18 protein-coding genes and 2 pseudogenes are annotated in these 16,547 nt (G+C 55.5%); 14 read left to right on the top strand and 6 right to left on the bottom strand.

Features of this window, described 5'->3' with window-relative positions:
- Positions 1–139: 139 nt before the first annotated feature.
- Positions 140–802 carry an AbiU2 domain-containing protein gene (locus FGL86_RS05890; RefSeq protein WP_147183715.1) on the top strand — a complete coding sequence of 221 codons (663 nt, stop codon included), beginning with the start codon at positions 140–142 and terminating at the stop codon, positions 800–802.
- 333 nt (positions 803–1,135) lie between these two features.
- Here the strand turns inward: FGL86_RS05890 and FGL86_RS05900 are convergent.
- Positions 1,136–2,310 (bottom strand): IS3 family transposase gene (locus FGL86_RS05900; RefSeq protein ID WP_425468314.1). Its coding sequence is split into 2 segments (ribosomal slippage): positions 1,136–2,055 and positions 2,055–2,310, totalling 1,176 coding nucleotides; the frame shifts between segments, so codons are not numbered across the junction.
- Between the two features lie 212 nt (positions 2,311–2,522).
- On the opposite strand from FGL86_RS05900, the gene FGL86_RS05905 reads away from it, so the two are divergent.
- Together FGL86_RS05905 and FGL86_RS05910 are read left to right on the top strand one after the other, a co-directional pair.
- Positions 2,523–2,990 (top strand): DUF4156 domain-containing protein, encoded by a 468-nt coding sequence (locus tag FGL86_RS05905; RefSeq protein WP_147183717.1) that lies wholly within the window; start codon positions 2,523–2,525, stop codon positions 2,988–2,990.
- Positions 2,991–3,406: 416 nt separating this feature from the next.
- Positions 3,407–3,823 (top strand): annotated as a pseudogene (locus FGL86_RS05910) (transposase); the annotation flags it as partial.
- Between the two features lie 64 nt (positions 3,824–3,887).
- On the opposite strand, the gene FGL86_RS17995 reads toward FGL86_RS05910, so the two are convergent.
- Together FGL86_RS17995 and FGL86_RS05915 are read right to left on the bottom strand one after the other, a co-directional pair.
- A complete protein-coding gene (locus FGL86_RS17995; protein WP_222433798.1) occupies positions 3,888–4,286 on the bottom strand; it encodes a hypothetical protein in 399 nt (132 codons plus the stop codon).
- 42 nt (positions 4,287–4,328) lie between these two features.
- Positions 4,329–5,210, bottom strand: a complete 882-nt coding sequence (locus tag FGL86_RS05915; protein ID WP_222433754.1) for an IS701 family transposase — start codon at positions 5,208–5,210, stop codon at positions 4,329–4,331.
- A 62-nt stretch (positions 5,211–5,272) separates the two neighbouring features.
- On the opposite strand from FGL86_RS05915, the pseudogene FGL86_RS05920 reads away from it, so the two are divergent.
- From FGL86_RS05920 to FGL86_RS05930, 3 genes and pseudogenes are all read left to right on the top strand, one after another.
- A pseudogene (locus FGL86_RS05920) lies at positions 5,273–6,430 on the top strand (transposase); the annotation flags it as partial.
- Positions 6,431–6,632: 202 nt separating this feature from the next.
- Positions 6,633–7,709, top strand: a complete 1,077-nt coding sequence (locus tag FGL86_RS05925) for an RES family NAD+ phosphorylase (protein ID WP_222433799.1) — start codon at positions 6,633–6,635, stop codon at positions 7,707–7,709.
- Positions 7,710–7,714: 5 nt separating this feature from the next.
- Positions 7,715–8,122 (top strand): hypothetical protein, encoded by a 408-nt coding sequence (locus FGL86_RS05930; protein WP_147183719.1) that lies wholly within the window; start codon positions 7,715–7,717, stop codon positions 8,120–8,122.
- Between the two features lie 92 nt (positions 8,123–8,214).
- Here FGL86_RS05930 and FGL86_RS05935 read toward each other — a convergent pair whose 3' ends face one another.
- Positions 8,215–8,736, bottom strand: coding sequence for a group II intron maturase-specific domain-containing protein (locus FGL86_RS05935; RefSeq protein WP_246131742.1), 522 nt, complete (start codon positions 8,734–8,736; stop codon positions 8,215–8,217).
- Positions 8,737–9,280: 544 nt separating this feature from the next.
- Here FGL86_RS05935 and FGL86_RS05940 point away from each other — a divergent pair.
- The 7 genes from FGL86_RS05940 to FGL86_RS05970 all read left to right on the top strand — a co-directional run bounded on the left by FGL86_RS05940 (position 9,281) and on the right by FGL86_RS05970 (position 13,215).
- Positions 9,281–9,802: a hypothetical protein gene (locus FGL86_RS05940; protein WP_147183720.1), complete on the top strand. Its 522-nt coding sequence runs from the start codon at positions 9,281–9,283 to the stop codon at positions 9,800–9,802.
- A gap of 84 nt (positions 9,803–9,886) precedes the next feature.
- Positions 9,887–10,282 carry a hypothetical protein gene (locus FGL86_RS05945; RefSeq protein ID WP_147183721.1) on the top strand — a complete coding sequence of 132 codons (396 nt, stop codon included), beginning with the start codon at positions 9,887–9,889 and terminating at the stop codon, positions 10,280–10,282.
- Between the two features lie 114 nt (positions 10,283–10,396).
- Positions 10,397–10,882, top strand: coding sequence for a JAB domain-containing protein (locus FGL86_RS05950; RefSeq protein WP_246131743.1), 486 nt, complete (start codon positions 10,397–10,399; stop codon positions 10,880–10,882).
- A 99-nt stretch (positions 10,883–10,981) separates the two neighbouring features.
- Complete coding sequence (locus FGL86_RS05955) at positions 10,982–12,130, top strand: DUF3275 family protein (protein ID WP_147183723.1); 1,149 nt, start codon at positions 10,982–10,984, stop codon at positions 12,128–12,130.
- 26 nt (positions 12,131–12,156) lie between these two features.
- On the top strand, positions 12,157–12,387 hold the full coding sequence (locus tag FGL86_RS05960; RefSeq protein ID WP_147183724.1) for a hypothetical protein: 231 nt from the start codon (positions 12,157–12,159) through the stop codon (positions 12,385–12,387).
- Positions 12,388–12,481: 94 nt separating this feature from the next.
- Positions 12,482–12,670, top strand: a complete 189-nt coding sequence (locus tag FGL86_RS05965; protein ID WP_147183725.1) for a hypothetical protein — start codon at positions 12,482–12,484, stop codon at positions 12,668–12,670.
- A 56-nt stretch (positions 12,671–12,726) separates the two neighbouring features.
- The gene (locus tag FGL86_RS05970) at positions 12,727–13,215 is read left to right on the top strand and encodes a conjugal transfer protein TraG N-terminal domain-containing protein (RefSeq protein ID WP_147183726.1); all 489 of its coding nucleotides are present in this window, start codon (positions 12,727–12,729) and stop codon (positions 13,213–13,215) included.
- On the opposite strand, the gene FGL86_RS05975 is transcribed toward FGL86_RS05970, so the two are convergent.
- Positions 13,155–13,574 carry a PIN-like domain-containing protein gene (locus FGL86_RS05975; protein WP_147183727.1) on the bottom strand — a complete coding sequence of 140 codons (420 nt, stop codon included), beginning with the start codon at positions 13,572–13,574 and terminating at the stop codon, positions 13,155–13,157. The genes FGL86_RS05970 and FGL86_RS05975 overlap by 61 nt on opposite strands.
- Positions 13,558–14,238, bottom strand: a complete 681-nt coding sequence (locus tag FGL86_RS05980) for a hypothetical protein (protein ID WP_147183728.1) — start codon at positions 14,236–14,238, stop codon at positions 13,558–13,560. The genes FGL86_RS05975 and FGL86_RS05980 overlap by 17 nt, the downstream gene beginning before the upstream one ends.
- Before the next feature lie 1,094 nt (positions 14,239–15,332).
- Here FGL86_RS05980 and FGL86_RS05985 point away from each other — a divergent pair.
- Positions 15,333–16,541, top strand: coding sequence for a DUF4236 domain-containing protein (locus FGL86_RS05985; RefSeq protein WP_147183729.1), 1,209 nt, complete (start codon positions 15,333–15,335; stop codon positions 16,539–16,541).
- The last annotated feature ends 6 nt before the right edge of the window (positions 16,542–16,547 follow it).

Here is a 16,547-nt window from a genome sequence, read left to right on the forward strand (position 1 = left end):
GGATGGTCGGCTAAGCTATTGTTTTATAAATTATTAGATGGGCTCTCTTAGGAGCCAGCAACCGTAAACATGAAGCGGTCAGATTTCCGCAATATCGAAGCGGTCTATCTAGTTGCTGTTATGCCTCATGGAGAAAACTTTGACTAGCAATGATGATAAATCTGACGTTTCAATATATGCATCTTATGATGACTTCTGCAAAGCAAATAATTTGCCTTTACCGAAGCGGGTAGAATTTGACCGATCCAAAGTAAATCCGGAAGAGCTATCAGTGCTCAAGAAATACTTTACGGACTTGTGTACTGATTTAACGTTGTATAGCGAGCTATTTACTTCGCAAGAATCAGTAGATGTTTTGAATAAGTTCAACTCATTGGTGTTCTCACGAATTCAAAAAGCTTACATAGAAAAACTATGCCTAAGTATCGCTTGTTTATTTGATCCTGCAGAAACGAGGAAAAATAAAAACTTGTCACTAGCTCGTATTGTGAAGCAGTGTGATTGCCGAGAGTTAAATGACAAGCTAGAGAAGTTGAATGAGCTTTACGTATCTACTGGTATCAAACAGTGGAGACAAAAGTTGTTGGCTCATAATGATCTAAGGACATTGATGGGTACCAAGCCTCTTAACCTACAGTTTGGGCACGAAGATATAGAGAATATTATGGAGCTTATTCAAGAAATCTTTGACGATATATCGGACCCGACAGTTTATACAGACATTAAAATTGTTTTGCCTTATGACAAAAATGGTGGTGCTTTCATAAGGAAGCTCCAGTGCTTGTTGGAAGATGAGGCATAACAAATTGTTCAAGAGTGATTCGGCACGCGTGGCATTTTTACTATGCGTCGGCTTTAGTGATTAAGGTGTTATGCAGAGGCTTCGGTATTGCGTGCCTCACACCTTAACAAGGCGTTAATTGAGTGGGTCGACCGGGCCCTACGTTCAGAATCAAATAACTATCGAGGAAGTCATGACGGAAATAGATCATTCAAGTAATGGAGATGGACATCCAAGCGTAGGAAAACCCGGTACCGTTATGGCCGCATTGGATAAGAACGACTTGCGTTCGATGTTTCATTTGCTGGTTGGCAAACCCGACTCAACCCAACAAATGTTCAAACGCTGTAGTGGTCAAGTGTTTCTAGCCACTGCCTTTTGAGCATTCCAATACTTCTTTTCTATCTCATTCGGCGGCAGCCCATCGTTATGCTTGTGTGGCCGGAGGCTGCTGTAGTAACCGACCATATACTCGATGATCGATGACTTCGCCGTCGCAATACTGGGGTAGCCAATCGCTGGCACCCATTCTGTTTTCAGGCTCCTGAAAAAACGCTCTGTCGGGGCATTATCCCAGCAATTCCCACGACGGCTGAGGCTCTGCGTCATCCGGTAGCGCCAGAGTAATTGCCGGAAGCCCTGGCTGGTGTACTGACAACCCTGATCCGAGTGGAACAGAACGCCTTTTGGCTCACCGCGAGACTCATAAGCCATCAGCAATGCCTTTTTCACCAAGTCAGTATTCGGAGAGAGCGACAGCGCCCACCCCACGGGTTTACGTGAGAACAAGTCAATGACGACGGCCAAATAAGCCCAGCGTGCTCCCGTCCAGAGATAGGTGATGTCACCGGCCCAAGTCTTGTTGGGGACCGTCACATCGAACTCCCGATCGAGCAGGTTCGGGATCGCCAGGTGAGGCTGATCGGCCTTCTTGTAGCGATGGCTCGGCGGCTGCGTACTGGTCAGCCCAAGCTGCTTCATTCGCCTGCCCGCACGATAGCGGCTCAGCGGTATGCCTGCCTGGGTCACCATCATGGCAATGCTGCGAGCGCCGGCAGAGCCGTTACTGGCGGCATGCGCCTCGACAACCTGCTTCAACAGCATTTGCTCATCCTTGCTGGGCGTCTTGTTCCGGTCACGCCAGGCCCGGTAGCTACTGCGATGCACCCCAAACACCTGACACAGGTGCTGCACCGCATAGCTCTCTTCAAGTCGCTCGATTATCGAGAATTGCTCAGGGAGTCCGACATCAAGAGAGCGGTAGCCTTTTTTAGAATGGCTTTTTCTTCCTCAACCCGCCTCAGCTTGCGCTTCAGGTCTTGAATCTCACGCTGTTCGAGGGTCAGCGCCTCGCCACTCTGCGGCGCATGACCTGCCCGTTCTGCACGCAGCCTGCGAACCCAATACTCCATGGTGGACTTGCCAACCCCCATGGCCTCGCAGGCCGCCTTCAGTGTGTAGCCCTGGTCGACGACAAGCTGGGCCGCTTCCAGACGGAATTCCGGGCTGAAGTTTCTTTTCTTGGTCATCCTGTCCACCTGACGTTCTCTGTGAGTGATCATACACTCAAAACCAGGTGACCAAATTCACTGTGCCACTACATGCCAATGATTCCTTGGGTGCGTTGAGCTCTAACCATTCGCTACAGCCGACATCCCTGACGGGCCGCGGCTGAGCTCAAGCGTTGGGCGTCACAGTAGCCATGTGCCAACATGATGCGAGGGCGTAGAAGGAGACAACCTTGAAGGCTATTCAAATTTTCTTGATCTTCGGAGTAATCCTCACGGCTTCGGGCTGCGCTACGATGTCCCCAGAGGCCGCGCGGCTCATGACAATTCGGGACGGCGCGGTAATGGCCATGATGGATTGCCAGCAGCTTGGTTTTGTTACTGGCGACGCGGGAATTTGGGGCGGTTCCGCTGGACTAGACTCCGCATTTACAGATGCAAAGAATAAGGCTGCAAAAATACGCGGTGCGAATGCGATTATGGTTACAAGTAGCCGAATGAATCCTTCGGCCATCGTAAATGCAACGGTTTTCAACTGCTCAGAAAGAAAGACTCAAAAAATCGAGCTAGTGAATCCGCCTGCGGCCGTTCCGCCCAGTCAGTCTGCCCCTTCAAGTGATGGCACCTTCCGCAAAGCCAAAACGTGCCAAAAACACGGGGGCGTGTGGGTAAATGACCAGTGCGTCATTGATATCGAATGAGTGACACAGCAGAAGTTCTTGCGACCGTACTTAAAGCGCCGGCTAATGCCGTGCTTCAGGTCTTTGCGTGGGCTGTCAGCCCGTTGATCAAAAAGCGATATGGCCTGACGCCCTATTCGCCTTTGATGTCACCTACCTGTTACATGCGACCTGATTTCCCAGAGCAGGGGCGCAGAACATTTTATTGCATGCCTTGTCTCGATGATAAGGGAAAGCTTTCAGTCATTGGGCCCAAGGGCGATGCCGCAGGCGTGTACTACGTTTGTCCGCGCTGTAACCGGGAAGTGCCCTTCAATGTTGATCCGGCACATCGGCCAGGTCGCACGTGAAGCCCAACTCAGGCGTTGAGGCTGTAGAAAAACCCCGAAATCCCCTCGGGTTTGATAGAGTCAGGCAAACGGACAAGGAGTGGTCAGATGCCCCGCTTCAAGCATTACAACTACGATCAGGACGCCATGGTCGTGATCAATTACCAGGAGCAGCTTCAGCCCGGTACCTTTGAACACGCCGTTCATTACCTCATAGAGCACAAGCTGGATCTGTCGGTGTTCCACCCCAACTACCGCAACGACGATACTGGCCGCCTGGCCTACGATCCGGCCATCTTGCTGAAGATCATTCTGTTCGCCTACTCCAAAGGCATCACCTCCAGTCGCGAGATCCAGTGGTGTTGCGAGACCAATATCATTTTCAAGGCGCTGTCCTGCGATACCGTGCCGCACTTCACCACCTTGGCCAAGTTTGTCAGTCAGCACGCCGATGAGATTGAAGAACTGTTCGAACAGATACTGTTGGTGTGTCATGAACAGGGTCTTCTGGGTAACGAGCTGTTTTACTACAGTTGCAAATAATCGCTGAGCGGCATGGATACCACGGCCCCTATTGCCCGCTGTCGTCTCACCCAGTGATGATATTGGGCGATGCGCTGATGCCACCGACGCCAGAGGGACCAATGCAAGGCGATCTCAAGTCCTCTTCGTCGCCAGGCAACGGCAGTGAGACACAACCATCGCCGCATCTCGGCCAGGGAGAGAGCCACGGGCCTTGCCCACCCAGGCTCAGCAACAGGCTTTTTTTCAACTGGCGACGGCGCAGCGTGACCAGCAAGGCATAGGCGGCCATCACCCGCGTGATATGACGATGCCAGCCTGTCCACGTCCGTACTTCATACTGATCCAGGCCCAGTTGGGACTTGCTCTCCTGGAAACAGCGCTCGATATTCCACCGCGCCCCGGCGGCCAACGTCAGATCCGCCAGTGACGTGCCCTCGGGGGCGAAAGTGAGGTATGCCGTCATCGCCCGCTTATCCTCCAGAGAGCGCCGTACCAACACCCCACGCTACCACCCTTGGAATGGCCCCGGATTGATGGCCAGAAACGCCCAGTCAGACAGCCGCGGTCCCTGGCTCCCGGCGCCCGCGCTAAGCCGGGTCCAGTCGAACTCGGCATTCTCCTGCAATACCGTCAGCAGATCACCGACCTTGCGTTGCTCCAGTCCCCGCCACACATGGGTCTTGCGGCTGACCGCCATCACGTAGCCCTGGTCGCGTTCCTCCAGGGCCCAGCGTAGCTGAAAGGACTCGCCATAAACGGCATCGCCTGTCACCCAGCGGGCCGTAACCCCGCTGTCCAGCGCATGGACCAGCATGTCCCGGGCCAGTGCCGTCTTGGGCTTGTGACCCACCGTCTCGGGAATGCCCGCCTGGCGGCAGCGTTTGCGATCCTCTGCCCAATCCCGAGGAAGGAACAGAGTGCGATCGATCAGGCCCTGACCCCAGCAGCTGGCATAACCGAGAAACACGCCGATCTGACAGTTTTCGATCCGGCCGGCGGTCCCGCTGTACTGGCGCTTGACGCCTGCCGAATGCCGGCCCTTCTTGAGGAATCCCGTCTCATCGACCACCAGCACCCCATCATCATCGCGCAAGGCCTGGTAGACGCGTTGTTGTACGGCATCGCGGGCCCCGTCTTCGTCCCAGCGAGCGCGGTTGATCAGATGCTGGAAGCCGTAGGGGCGTGTGTCGCCCTGGTGCTCGGCCAGTTGCCAGCTGTTGCGTCGTTCGATGTCTCCCAGCAAGCCGCGCAGATACGCACCCAGGCGTTCTCTTGCCTCGGCACGCTTGACATAACCGCCCAGTTCCGCCACCCAGGAAGACAGTTCCGATTCCCAGACATGGGCTTGCTCACGCAGACCCTCAGGGGTCAGGAGGTCGTTCAACATGGCATACCTCGTTCACGGACAGTCGATCAACGAAGTATAGTGTTTATCTCCAACTGTAGTAGTTTGCTATCGACGGCTGTAAAATGTCGTCAGACGCGGCGAAGGAATGGTCTGGCACCTTTAAAGAGCTGAGCGAAAAGCGAGACAAGCTGAAACGATTGATTCGCCATCATCTTTGTGAACACTACGCCCGGGATGAGGCCGAAACCGAAGCGGAACTGGATCGGGATATTCGCCGCGCCAAAACCATTCTGTCGCTGGATAAGTCGATGAACAAAGTCGATCGTTTTTTAAAGACGAGCAGCCCAAGGATGGGCCAAGGGAAACGGCGCAAGGAAGTGAAAAGCAACATCACCGATAACGAAAGCGGCAAGATGACCACCAGCAAAGGCACGATCCAGGGCTATAACGGCGTAGCCACGGTGGACAAGAAACACCAGATCATCATCGATGCCCAAGCCTTCGGCGAAGGCCAGGAACACCACACGTTAAAGCCGGTACTGGAGACGGTTCAGCAGCGCTATAAAAAGCTGGGCATCGCCGACAACATCTACCAAACCGGCGCGGTTGTCACAGCCGACACCGGCTTCGCCAACGAAACCAACATGCAGTACCTGCACGAACACCAGATTAACGGCTACATCCCGGACAACCGCTTCCGCAGTCGTGATCCCAAGTTCGCCGGTCAGAAAGGCAAGTACGGAAAACGCCACCAGAACCCACCGAAAACCGGCTGGAAACAGGTGATTCCGGCGAGTGAATTCCAGTTCGCCCCCGTCGCGATGACCTGCATCTGTCCTGCTGGCGAACCCTTGCATTACGAAGGCACTCGGAACGACCAAAGTGGTGTACCAAGAGCCCACTTCCAAGGGCGATTGTTGCAGTGTCGCCATTGCCCCAAGAAGCACCAGTGTATGCAAAACCCCAGTTCGGCGGATCACCGCAAAGGTAAAGGACGACAGGTCTCTTATACCCTGGAAATCAGGCGAGGCCCGACCTATACCGACTGGATGAAGCATCGGGTGGACAGCCGGCAAGGCAAGGAAACCTACCGCCATCGAATGTCGGTGGTGGAACCCGTGTTCGGCAACATCGGCAGCAACAAACGCCTGAATCGCTTCAGCCTGCGAGGCAAAAAGAGGGTGCAGGGTCAGTGGCAATTATATTGCCTGGTGCACAACATTGAGAAGCTCGCGAATTACGGGCAGTTAGTGGCATGATTGGGCTACGATGCAGCCAGAAACGGCCCTCAGAGGGCTAAATAAGCGGCGTTTGGGGCTGAATATCGATAATGCTCCGGTGTTGCCGGAAAATTAACAGGCTTGCGCAAGTTACTCTCAGGCAATGAGAAGCAACAAGACGGCTACAGATCGAGCTTTGTAAAGGGTTTTTCTACAGCCTCGTTAGGTGTAGGAGATCGAGATGACTTCGGAAGTGGCGAAGGATAATGCAACCCTCCTATGCTCTGAAGGCTTTGCGGATGAAGGATTGAGAATTGATGCGGCCAAGCGTGGCCTTGAACAACAAGATATATGCCCGAATTGCAAAAGCACTGCAGGCCGTAAGCTCACGAAAAAGCACATAGAAGACCTCGCATGGCGTTTTTTCGTAAGCGGCACGACAGTCCGCTGTGACTACGGCGCAGCGCCTGTAATCCAATGCAATGAATATCACTATCGTAAGAGCGATATCTCCTCTTCTTCATGGCTCGAAAATGACATTAAGCTGATTGAAGAAGCAGGGAAGATCGGGTTCTTCCACTATGGCCCCCGTCTTTGGATGGTTGGTGAAGTGGAGCCACTGAAGGCTCTGCAAGACCCTGCGATGAGGCCACAGATAGTAAAGCGCCTGCTAACGGAATACCCTGCAACGATTCTCGCCAAAGGCACTAAGTTCTATCGCCTTCGTATTGAACCGGATCGGCCTGCGGATCCAGCGGAGTACGACAGCCCCCCGGCTAAGTACTCGGGAAATGGACGCTTGTGTTCACCAGAGCTTCAGGTGATGTACGGCTCCCAAGATATCGATGTTTGCATCCATGAGTGTCGTGTCGCTGCAGAAGATGACATCTATGTCGCTACTATACGAACTCAGCAAGAATTGCGTCTTCTCGATTTGACTCATGTGCTTGAAGAAGAATGCACGGAATTTGAAAGTCTGGATATGGCGATACATATGCTGTTTCTTGCAAAATCTCATTCATACGAAATTTCCCGTGCAATCGCATCAGCGGCACGAGACGCAGGTTTTGATGGTGTCATCTATCCCTCGTTCTTCAGTCTTATTCGTACGGGTGGTCATCCTTTCGAAACCGCTTACGGTCTTTCCTTGCGCCGATTTCATCCAGAGAAGAACAAGTATGCGGAGGCATTTACAATTAAGAATCTTGCCTTGTTTGGACGGCCGCTGGAAAAAGGCATAGTGCGTGTCGAATGTATCAATCGACTGGTACTAACCCAAATCGGTTACAAAGGCCATTTCGGGCCAGTCGAGTATTAATGCTCATGAACACACCTAACAAGGCCATTAAATACGCTCCCTACGGTCGCCGGACGCTCGCAAGCTCGCGCCGTTTATGGCGGCGTTCAGGCTCGCTGCCTGCAAAGAACATCCGCTTATTAACTGAAGATGGAAAAGTGAATGACGCACTTGGCAGTGATTCAGGACAAGAAAACAGACGTCGTTGGCTTTGCTGTTTCGAGCCTGAATATATGATTTCTATCTTGCATAATGGCGAAAGGATTAGGTGTTCGTTCGGAACAAGCCGTAATAATGATGGCGGATTCTGGAAATACAAAGCAAAAATTCCAATAACAATTCAATATGAAGGCTGGTTTGGAGCAAAGTACACCCAGGAGCAAGTAATACAAATCATAGACAGCGATAGTTTTACGGGGTTTATGTGGAATTAAAATCGCATAATCGGGTAGCCGAGGGTATCTAACCCTCAGCCCCCACAACACCTGCACCGATGCGTCGGACCGACGAGTCCGCACAGGGCGTTTCACCCAGAATGGTGAAGCTTGATCCATCCATCGCGCAGCGATGCCAGTCCTTCGGCCTTCAGGTAGTCGTTCGACAGAGCCTGGTGGACGCCCGGAGTTTTGGAACTGCGCCATGGTCCTTTACTGGTGATGCCACACGCCACGGCCGCTTGCACGTGAACACCCAGCCTCATCAGATTCCTGACTTTGGTGCGTGGTTGGCGCCACTGTCGCCAGTAAGCCATCCGGACACGGCGCCGGATCCAATGATCCAAATCGCAGCATCGTTGGTAGCCGGTGGCGATACCAAAGTAGTTGATCCAGCCACGAAGATACTGGCTGATCCTGAAGAGCTGATAGTGCATCGACACGCCCCAGTTCCGGTTCGTCAGTACCCGGATGCGCTGCTTGAACTTATGCAACGTGTCCGGGTGCCAATGGATCTGGGTTCCCTTGAAGGTAAAGCCCAGGAACTGACTTTCATTGGTTCTGACCATTCGACTCTTGGCCGTGTTGACCGTCAATTTCAGGCGATGCTGCAAGTCTGACGCACTGGCGCTTTGCTGATATGGCAAAACACTGTCCTGCACTCAAGCCAGCGCTACGACCAAGGTGCGTCTGGCCACTAAGGTTACCTTTGCTTACGCTCTAGCCGAAGATTACAGGCACCATACAGGGCAGCAGGGGAAGGGACTATCCCACGGATGGCAGCGTCCGCCGTTTACCCCGAGACCGCCTGTCATACGTGATGCCCATGTCCTACCGTTACTGCTATGACAGCTGCGCCTACATATACCCGGCCATAACGGCATCCAGTCTAACGAGCTGCTCGGCCTTGACCCCTATCACCAAGCATTTCATACTCAATCTGTACCCGTCAGCTGCTAACGGTAATAGCAGCACCCTTTGCTTTCGGGCAATTCCCCAAGCCGTAACGCATCCCGAAAGACGGCGCCCTCCCGGGTCGGATGCAATCTTCAATTCAAGTTCACGGCTTACTGCCGTACCCACCCATCCGGGAAACACCTCCCGATGGGGGATGGTGTCTCTCCTGGATTTCTGAACGCAATCCCTTGGAGCAGCACCATGAATCCATTCAAAGGCTCTCCCGCCTTCCTTCTCGCCGCACTGATACCGATCATGCTGCCGCAGGTCATGCCCGAGCCACTCCGGTGGATCTGGCTGACACTGGTGGTTCTCTGGGCGCTCAAGCACCTTGGGATTATCAAGATCGGTCTGGACGGCAAGACACCGTTGGACGATTCCTCATCTTCTTCGGAAGGGGGTGTCGCCGACGGTAGTTCTTCCCATCGTGGGGAAATTGTTGCCCTGGGCAGCGCTCCCTATCGTTTCGATGAGGCAAACAGCCTCAGCTACTACATCACGCTCCGCAATGGCGGCGATGACAAGACGCTGTGGGGTGTTGATTTGAAGCGGATAGCGCTTGAGACACCACTGGCTGTAGGCGACAAGGTGGCACTCGAGTTTGTCGGGCGCCAAGCCGTTGTTGTTGAAAAGCCGGTCCGCAACGATCAGGGCAAGGTTGTGGGTCACCGCAAGGTGAAGACCCACCGCCACTCCTGGCGGGCCACGGTCCTTTCTGCATAAACCAAGCGGTTTCACCCACTGGGGAAGTTTCCTTCCCCGCTGGGGCAAGGTGCTTCCCCTTTTTTGACTCAAGGAGAAGCATCCATGAATCGCAACTCACTCAACGGCAATGTCCATATCAACATCACAACCAGGGCGCAGCATCGTGGGCTCTGTCCCGCTCGCCGCGACATGATGGTGTTGATGGAGCGAGCCCTCTTCAACGAGGTGCTTCTGCGGATGGGTGCGCCAACTTCTAGCGACGGCATAGCCAGCCAGCACTGGCTGGATCGGCTGGACGCGTTTGTCGACCAGTTGCGAGTCGAGCTCGCAACGGCGCCCGATGGGTGCTGTTCACACAATGTCGCGATAGCGACATCACAACGCACCGAGGTGTCTCATCGAGCTCGCTATCTCGATGTTCACGTGAGGGTCCATAGGCTCTTCAATAAACACGTACTCGCGTTCTCACTGGCCAAGCCCACTCGCCTGGCCGCCTGAATTGCCGAGTAGATTTCACACAGCCTGACGTCCGGTTCTGTCGGGCACACTTCACCCCGACCGGGATAATGCTCCCGGTGGGGGCGGCCCGGTCATTTTCATGAGGTCATGAAAATGTCCAATCTCATGGTCAAGCAGTCTGACGGTCGTTACACCCCAGCGGACCAGGAGCAGATCATATCTGCTGCGTACAGAGTCCTGGAAAGCAAGTGGCTTCCAAAGGGAGCCAAACTAACGTGCCCGACAAGGGTTCGTGAATACCTCACGATGCATCTCTCTGAGAAAGAGCATGAGGTGTTTTGCGTCCTCTTCCTGGACTCACAACATCGAGCGATCTCGTTTGATGAGATGTTCCAGGGAACAATCGACTCAGCCAGCGTCTACCCTCGCGAGGTGGTCAAGCGCGCCCTTCAGCACAATGCAGGGGCTGTAATACTCGCGCACAACCACCCAAGCGGTGACCCTGAGCCCAGCGCCGCCGATCGTCGCATTACGACAAGGTTGGTCGAGGCGCTGGGACTGATCGAGTGCCGTGTGCTCGATCACTTCATCGTTGGCCGACAGCCGGCGTATTCGTTCGCCGAACACGGCCTGCTCTAGGCTTCAACATCAAGCGTCCGGTTCACCGGACGCTTCCACCCCCGACCGGGATTTCCTCCCGGTAGGGGGGAACTCGGTCGTCATCATGAGGATTTGACGATGGCCGACATCTACCAGGCAATCACCGATCAGATTCTGGAAAGTCTCGAGCAGGGCGATGTGCCCTGGATCGGGAAACCCTGGGATCCATCCAGTCGGGTTCCACAAATACCGTGCAACGCCTTCTCCGGTCGAGCCTACGGCGGGATCAATATCCCACTGCTCTGGAGCATGGCTGAAAAGCGCGGTTACTCGCAGGACCGCTGGCTCACCTTTCGCCAGGCGAAAGAGGCTGGTGGGACAGTACGCAGAGGCGAGCGCAGTACGCTTGCCTGCTTCTATAAACCCATGAAACGAGCAGTCGTCGATGACGACGGCGAGCCTGTTCTGGATGAGGACGGCGAACCACAGGAGAAGCGCTTTGCGATTCTGCGGGGATTCAACCTCTTCAACATTGATCAGTGTGACGGTCTGCCTGACAAGATCCTCAATCCGCCTACGACATCGGTCGAGGGTTTCGACAGCGTCGATGGGCTGGATGACTTCATCAGCGGCTGTGGCATCAAGGTCGTGCATTCACTCGACAGGGAGTCAGCGGCGTACTACCCCAAGCAGGATCGTGTACTGCTGCCGGCGAAGGAGCGGTTTCACGATGCAGAAGGGTATTACAGCGTTGCGTTACATGAACTGACGCACGCGACCGGGCATGAATCACGCCTGGCACGGCTCGGAATCACCGACTTCGACGGCTATGGGACACCCCAATACGCCTTCGAGGAGCTGGTCGCGCAGATGGGCAGCGCCTTTCTGTGTGGCCATTTCGGGATACGCAACGAAGCGCACGATTCCGCCTACATCGCCAGCTGGATTCAGGCGCTGCAGGAGGACAAGCGCACGATCTTTCGTGCATCCGGGGCGGCACGTTTGGCGTCGGAATACCTGAAGCAGGCGTATCAGGAAAACCGTGCGCCGACATCAACTAATGAACCGCAACAGGAAAGCACCGCCAAGGCGACACCGGCGCGGCGACCTGAAGCGGACAACCAGGACATTGAGCTGTTTGGCCACCAATGGCCACTAGGCAGCAGCGTCAAGCTGGATGCCACCGTGGACCGGGCAACGTTTCGAGCGCAGACCCTGCGTTTGAAGCAGCTGGGCTATCGATTCGATGCTTCAACGCAGACGTGGACCTACTCGGCAGCCGCCTGAGCCACCATTCACCTTGGAGAAACCGCATGAACTCATCACTTAAACAAACCCAAGTGGATGCTGGTCAGCTCGCCTACCGCGAGCTTGGCTGGGTACTGCCTGTGGAAGTTTTGCGCAGCGCAGCAGGATTTTACCTGGGCACATCCAATGAGGATGACTTTCCCGTCTCACGCGAGTCGGTGGAGTATTTCAAGACGCAGGAGCAGGCTGAACAGGCGTTGAACAGTGGCAACTGGACCCAGCGCCACGATAGTTAGTGCTGCTACTCAATAGCAACTCAACCCCATGGGGCGATACCAGCCCTGTTGGGGATGGTCGCCCCATCATTAATGACTGACGATGGAAATGACCATGTCGACATATACTGCTGGCACGTCGGGCTTCCCTGAAACTATTGAGTTCCAGGGTGAAATATACGACACGCCGGATATGGAAGAGCTGCACGAATGGGTGTTCGACAGCGTTTGTGAAACGCCGGACGGACGCACCGTTGAACCAGATCATCCTGATTCATGGCTAAGCCTGCTGGGCTTGATCTGACGTTTCACTTCTAACCCCATGGGGCGATACCAGCCCATGGGGTATGGCATCGCCCCATGGAGATGGCCATCATCATCTGCCTGCCGTTCGTCATGGCTGTCTACATCTACAGCTTCAAGGTCGCCGGCATGGCCACTTTCGGGCTCTTCGCCCTGTGGTTCCTGACCTTCTGGTGGGAGCCTGCACGCTGGATCAATTCCAACCTGATGGACCTGCTCTACTGTAGCAACGCCGCCAAGCTTAGCTTTCTCTCCGTCGCCAACAACCTCTACGACCGCATGGTGCTGCAGTTCGTGGAGGGGATGATGTTTCTGGTGCTGCCTGGACTCTGGGTCGGAGTACTGGGATGGGCAGGGATGAGGGTGGATGACTCCCTGGGCCGGAGCGTGACCCAATCCACATCTTCATCACAAAGTGCCGGGCAGACAAACCCAATCGAGCGTCTCTGGGGGGGAAGCTGGGGTAGAAATAGTCGAAGGGGTTACTACGTTTTTGGCAGCTTGCGGCCACTGAGTTTGTCGGATACGCCCCAAGGGAGTTCATAGAGCATGGGGCCGTCCGTCTGGATGACTTCTTTTGAGATGGTTGGCCACCACCGCACCAGTTGGACCGCGGTTTCCAAGCCTTTGCGACGGTTCCAGTCCTTTCCCAGGTTGATTATGGTCAGGCCTGCACGCTCGAATGCCAGCTTCTCACGATCGCCTTTCTTGAACCGGTCCTTCGAGAGAATCACCCAGTTGCCATCCTGTTGGAGGCGCTCGAGCCATTCCTGGTCGGGAACACCAGGACGATCGTTGAACGTGCGCGCATGCAAAACGCTGTGCTTTTCAGCGCACAGTTGAGCGATGTAATGAAGGACTTTGGCGAGGTTGGGGCTGAGATTCTCGTCAATGAAGAAGTGCACCTGCCGCTATCCTTTTTTCAAAGTTCACGGCGCGATTCACCTCATCCAGTGAGATCTCGAAGTTCCTTGCCACAGCCTCGGCATCGCCATCTTCCACCTTGAAAGCATCGTAGATAGCTTGAGTCGACATGTGGCAAGGGAGGACGATCGGCTTACCGAAGGCAAGCTTTGGGTCGATCACAATGCTTGTATCTTGGGGGTCGGGGTGCCAGCGGACAGGATTCTCGCTGGCGTCGAAATCTATACCATCCAGCAGAGAGGGGAGAATTATATCGGTGAAGACGACCTGGCGTTTACCGAGGTCAGTTAGTGCCACTTCGCCGTTCTCCTCAAGGGAGCGAAGGAAGACTGCCTTACCATCAGTGAGAAGCCGGGGGTGCGTCAGCGGATAATCACGCTCGAGGTAGTCGCGCAGTGTGGCTAGCGCCTCGCGAATCGCGGGCATGGTGACGTATTCGCGGAACTGAGCTACGGCGCGGACCTCCAGAAGGTCACGGAAGCTAAGAGTGTCCTCTGCGCCCAGAGCTTCGGGCTCAGGGTGCCAGAGCGGGCCGGCGGGTGAGGTATCGCGCAGCAGCCAGCGGCGGATCTTGTCCGCTTCGACTCCGATGAGCCGCTCTGCCTGCTTGGGGCTGTAAAGCCCAATACCAACGAGTGCCATCATGGCTCCCTCCCGAGTTCCTCTCGCCCTGTGACCGGTGCATTGCCGGTTCGTTCTGCTGTCTTAGGCTGCATTCAAGTGTGGTGGACTATAGGCCCACTTCATAAGCGGATCAACCTCGGAGATCAGAGATTTTGGCCGCAGTATCTTGCTTAATCCTTGTGTTTCATGAGGTTGCTGTCTCCGTTCATTCTATCGCGGCCCCAGGCCGAAGCGGTCTAGCTGTATGGCAGGGTCCGTTATACCTGGGCGATCACCCGCAAGGTGAGGGGGAGATGGCTAACCTTCTTACAGAGGGGCGCGGAGACTATCGATTGGGACGCCAGTGTGGACGAAGTAGAGCCCCATATTGCGATTCGTGCGGGGATCGCTAGTATCGGCATTCCATGAGACGTTGATATGAGAGCCGTCTGCCTCTGGAGCAGAGCTCATAGCGCCCTGAGCTACACCCCCGGCTATCACGGCCGCTCCCCCGGCTACCTTGCCAGCTCCACGAGCGATGCGCCGCCACCCCTCCTGGATGGTGGCCGATTGGGCGGTGGACTTGGCCACGCCGGCGGCGGAGCTGCGCAGCATCCGCAGCGAATCAGTTGTGATCGCTTGGGTATGCCAACCATCGGATCAGCCTTCCTGCTTCCAGCCGTCGAGAGTCTTCTGAGCTGCCTGGCGGCCAGCACTGGTAGCTCGGGTCAGAAGTAATTTCAGCGCCATGGGCGCCCCTCCTTTGTTATATCAGCACTTTAGCATAGATGCTTGTATGGCGAGCCACCACCAGATGGTGCCCACAAAGGTGCGAGGGAAAAGGGGGAAAGGCCGGAAGGTAAGAGTGCTCAAGGGGAAGGGACTTGCCCCGAGAGGTGGGGGAGATCGCGAACGACAAGGGAAAGGGCAAAGAGTTGTTGCCAGAGCTGGTCGTTTCTCAATCGGCCTTGGCACTGCCTGCTCGAAGCGGCGCTGCAGAAAGGAATTGCAACTTCTGCAGAAAGAGCACCGTCTAATCCACTGATTCTTTAGTTTTTTTCAGTATGCGCTTCCAGCAAGCCGCCACACCAATGCAGAATGAAGCACTGTCTGAATCTACTGACAAGGAGGTCGTTGTGGGGTTTCGCTTCCAGCGTCGCATCACTCTTGCCCCAGGAATTCGGCTCAACCTGAGCAAGCGGGGCTTCGGGTTCTCGGTGGGCCAGCGTGGAGCCGGTCTCAGCGTGGGGCCTAGCGGTGTGCACGGCCATGCGGGGATTCCCGGTACTGGTCTGGCTTATCGGCAGAAGCTCAATACTCGAAGCCGGCCAAGCAGTCGCTCAAGCCCCGCGGCAACCCTGGAGGCGCTGCTATCGCGAGGTGAATCGCTCCCTGTACGGCTCGATATCGATGCCGAGGGCGGCATCCACTATTCCCACGGTGACGGCACACCCATGAGTGACGACGAGGCTCGCGTGCTGCGACGACATGCAAGAGAGCCCCTGCGCGAGCAGTTGGCACAGCACTGCGAACGTCTGAACGCTGATCTGGACAGGCTGGGTCGCCTGCATGAGGAAACACCTTTCCCGCGCACCAATGGTTACACTACTCAGGACTTCATGGAAGCCCCGCCATCATCTCCAGCGCTGCGTCAGTCACCCTGGTGGCACCCGCTATGGCCGCCGGCAAAGCGTCGCGTCGAAGAGGAGAACCATCGCCGACAGGCTGCCTTCAACGAGGCCTACCGTGACTGGGAGTGGCGCAAGGCGACGCACGATGAGGCTGAGTTCGCACGCCACCTTCGCGAAGGGGAAGGCGTGCTGCATGACCCGGACGCCATGGAGCAGACGCTGCGTGAACGCCTGGAGGAGATCGACTGGCCCCGTGAAACCGCCATCGACTTCGATCTCGGCAGCGACGTCAGCACCATTGCCGTGGATATCGACCTCCCCTGCGAGGATGAGATGCCCGACCGCTACTGGACCATGCCTGCCAAGCAGATCAGGCTCACGCCCCGCCGGCTCAGCGACACCAGGCAGCGAAAGCTTTATCGGGACCACGTACACGGCATCGCCTTTCGCGTGCTGGGTGCTGTGTTCGCCCGCCTGCCCGCCGTGCAGGAGGCGAGGGTCTCCGGCTATCGCCAGATCTCTGACCCGGCCACCGGCGGCGAGCGCGACCAGTACCTGCTCAGCGTCAAGGTCACTCGCGAGCAGTGGAGCCGGATCCATTTCGACAGGCTGGACCAGGTGGATCCGGTAGCGGCCATGGAGGCTTTCACCCTGCGCCGCGACATGACCAAGACCGGTATCTACCGCGACATCGAGCCGTTCAAGCTGGTGTAGCCATCG

It is taken from the genome of Pistricoccus aurantiacus, from assembly GCF_007954585.1.
In the GTDB taxonomy this organism is placed as follows: domain Bacteria; phylum Pseudomonadota; class Gammaproteobacteria; order Pseudomonadales; family Halomonadaceae; genus Pistricoccus; species Pistricoccus aurantiacus.

Excerpts from the sequence above, each read along its gene's own strand:
- FGL86_RS05955 (WP_147183723.1), top strand. The coding sequence starts at position 10,982 with ATGGCCGACATCTACCAGGCAATCACCGATCAGATTCTGGAAAGTCTC.
- FGL86_RS05930 (WP_147183719.1), top strand. The coding sequence starts at position 7,715 with ATGAACACACCTAACAAGGCCATTAAATACGCTCCCTACGGTCGCCGG.
- FGL86_RS05960 (WP_147183724.1), top strand. The coding sequence starts at position 12,157 with ATGAACTCATCACTTAAACAAACCCAAGTGGATGCTGGTCAGCTCGCC.
- FGL86_RS05950 (WP_246131743.1), top strand. The coding sequence starts at position 10,397 with ATGTCCAATCTCATGGTCAAGCAGTCTGACGGTCGTTACACCCCAGCG.
- FGL86_RS05965 (WP_147183725.1), top strand. The coding sequence starts at position 12,482 with ATGTCGACATATACTGCTGGCACGTCGGGCTTCCCTGAAACTATTGAG.
- FGL86_RS05945 (WP_147183721.1), top strand. The coding sequence starts at position 9,887 with ATGAATCGCAACTCACTCAACGGCAATGTCCATATCAACATCACAACC.
- FGL86_RS05980 (WP_147183728.1), bottom strand. The coding sequence starts at position 14,238 with ATGATGGCACTCGTTGGTATTGGGCTTTACAGCCCCAAGCAGGCAGAG.
- FGL86_RS05970 (WP_147183726.1), top strand. The coding sequence starts at position 12,727 with ATGGAGATGGCCATCATCATCTGCCTGCCGTTCGTCATGGCTGTCTAC.
- FGL86_RS05915 (WP_222433754.1), bottom strand. The coding sequence starts at position 5,210 with ATGTTGAACGACCTCCTGACCCCTGAGGGTCTGCGTGAGCAAGCCCAT.
- FGL86_RS05925 (WP_222433799.1), top strand. The coding sequence starts at position 6,633 with ATGACTTCGGAAGTGGCGAAGGATAATGCAACCCTCCTATGCTCTGAA.
- FGL86_RS17995 (WP_222433798.1), bottom strand. The coding sequence starts at position 4,286 with ATGACGGCATACCTCACTTTCGCCCCCGAGGGCACGTCACTGGCGGAT.
- FGL86_RS05940 (WP_147183720.1), top strand. The coding sequence starts at position 9,281 with ATGAATCCATTCAAAGGCTCTCCCGCCTTCCTTCTCGCCGCACTGATA.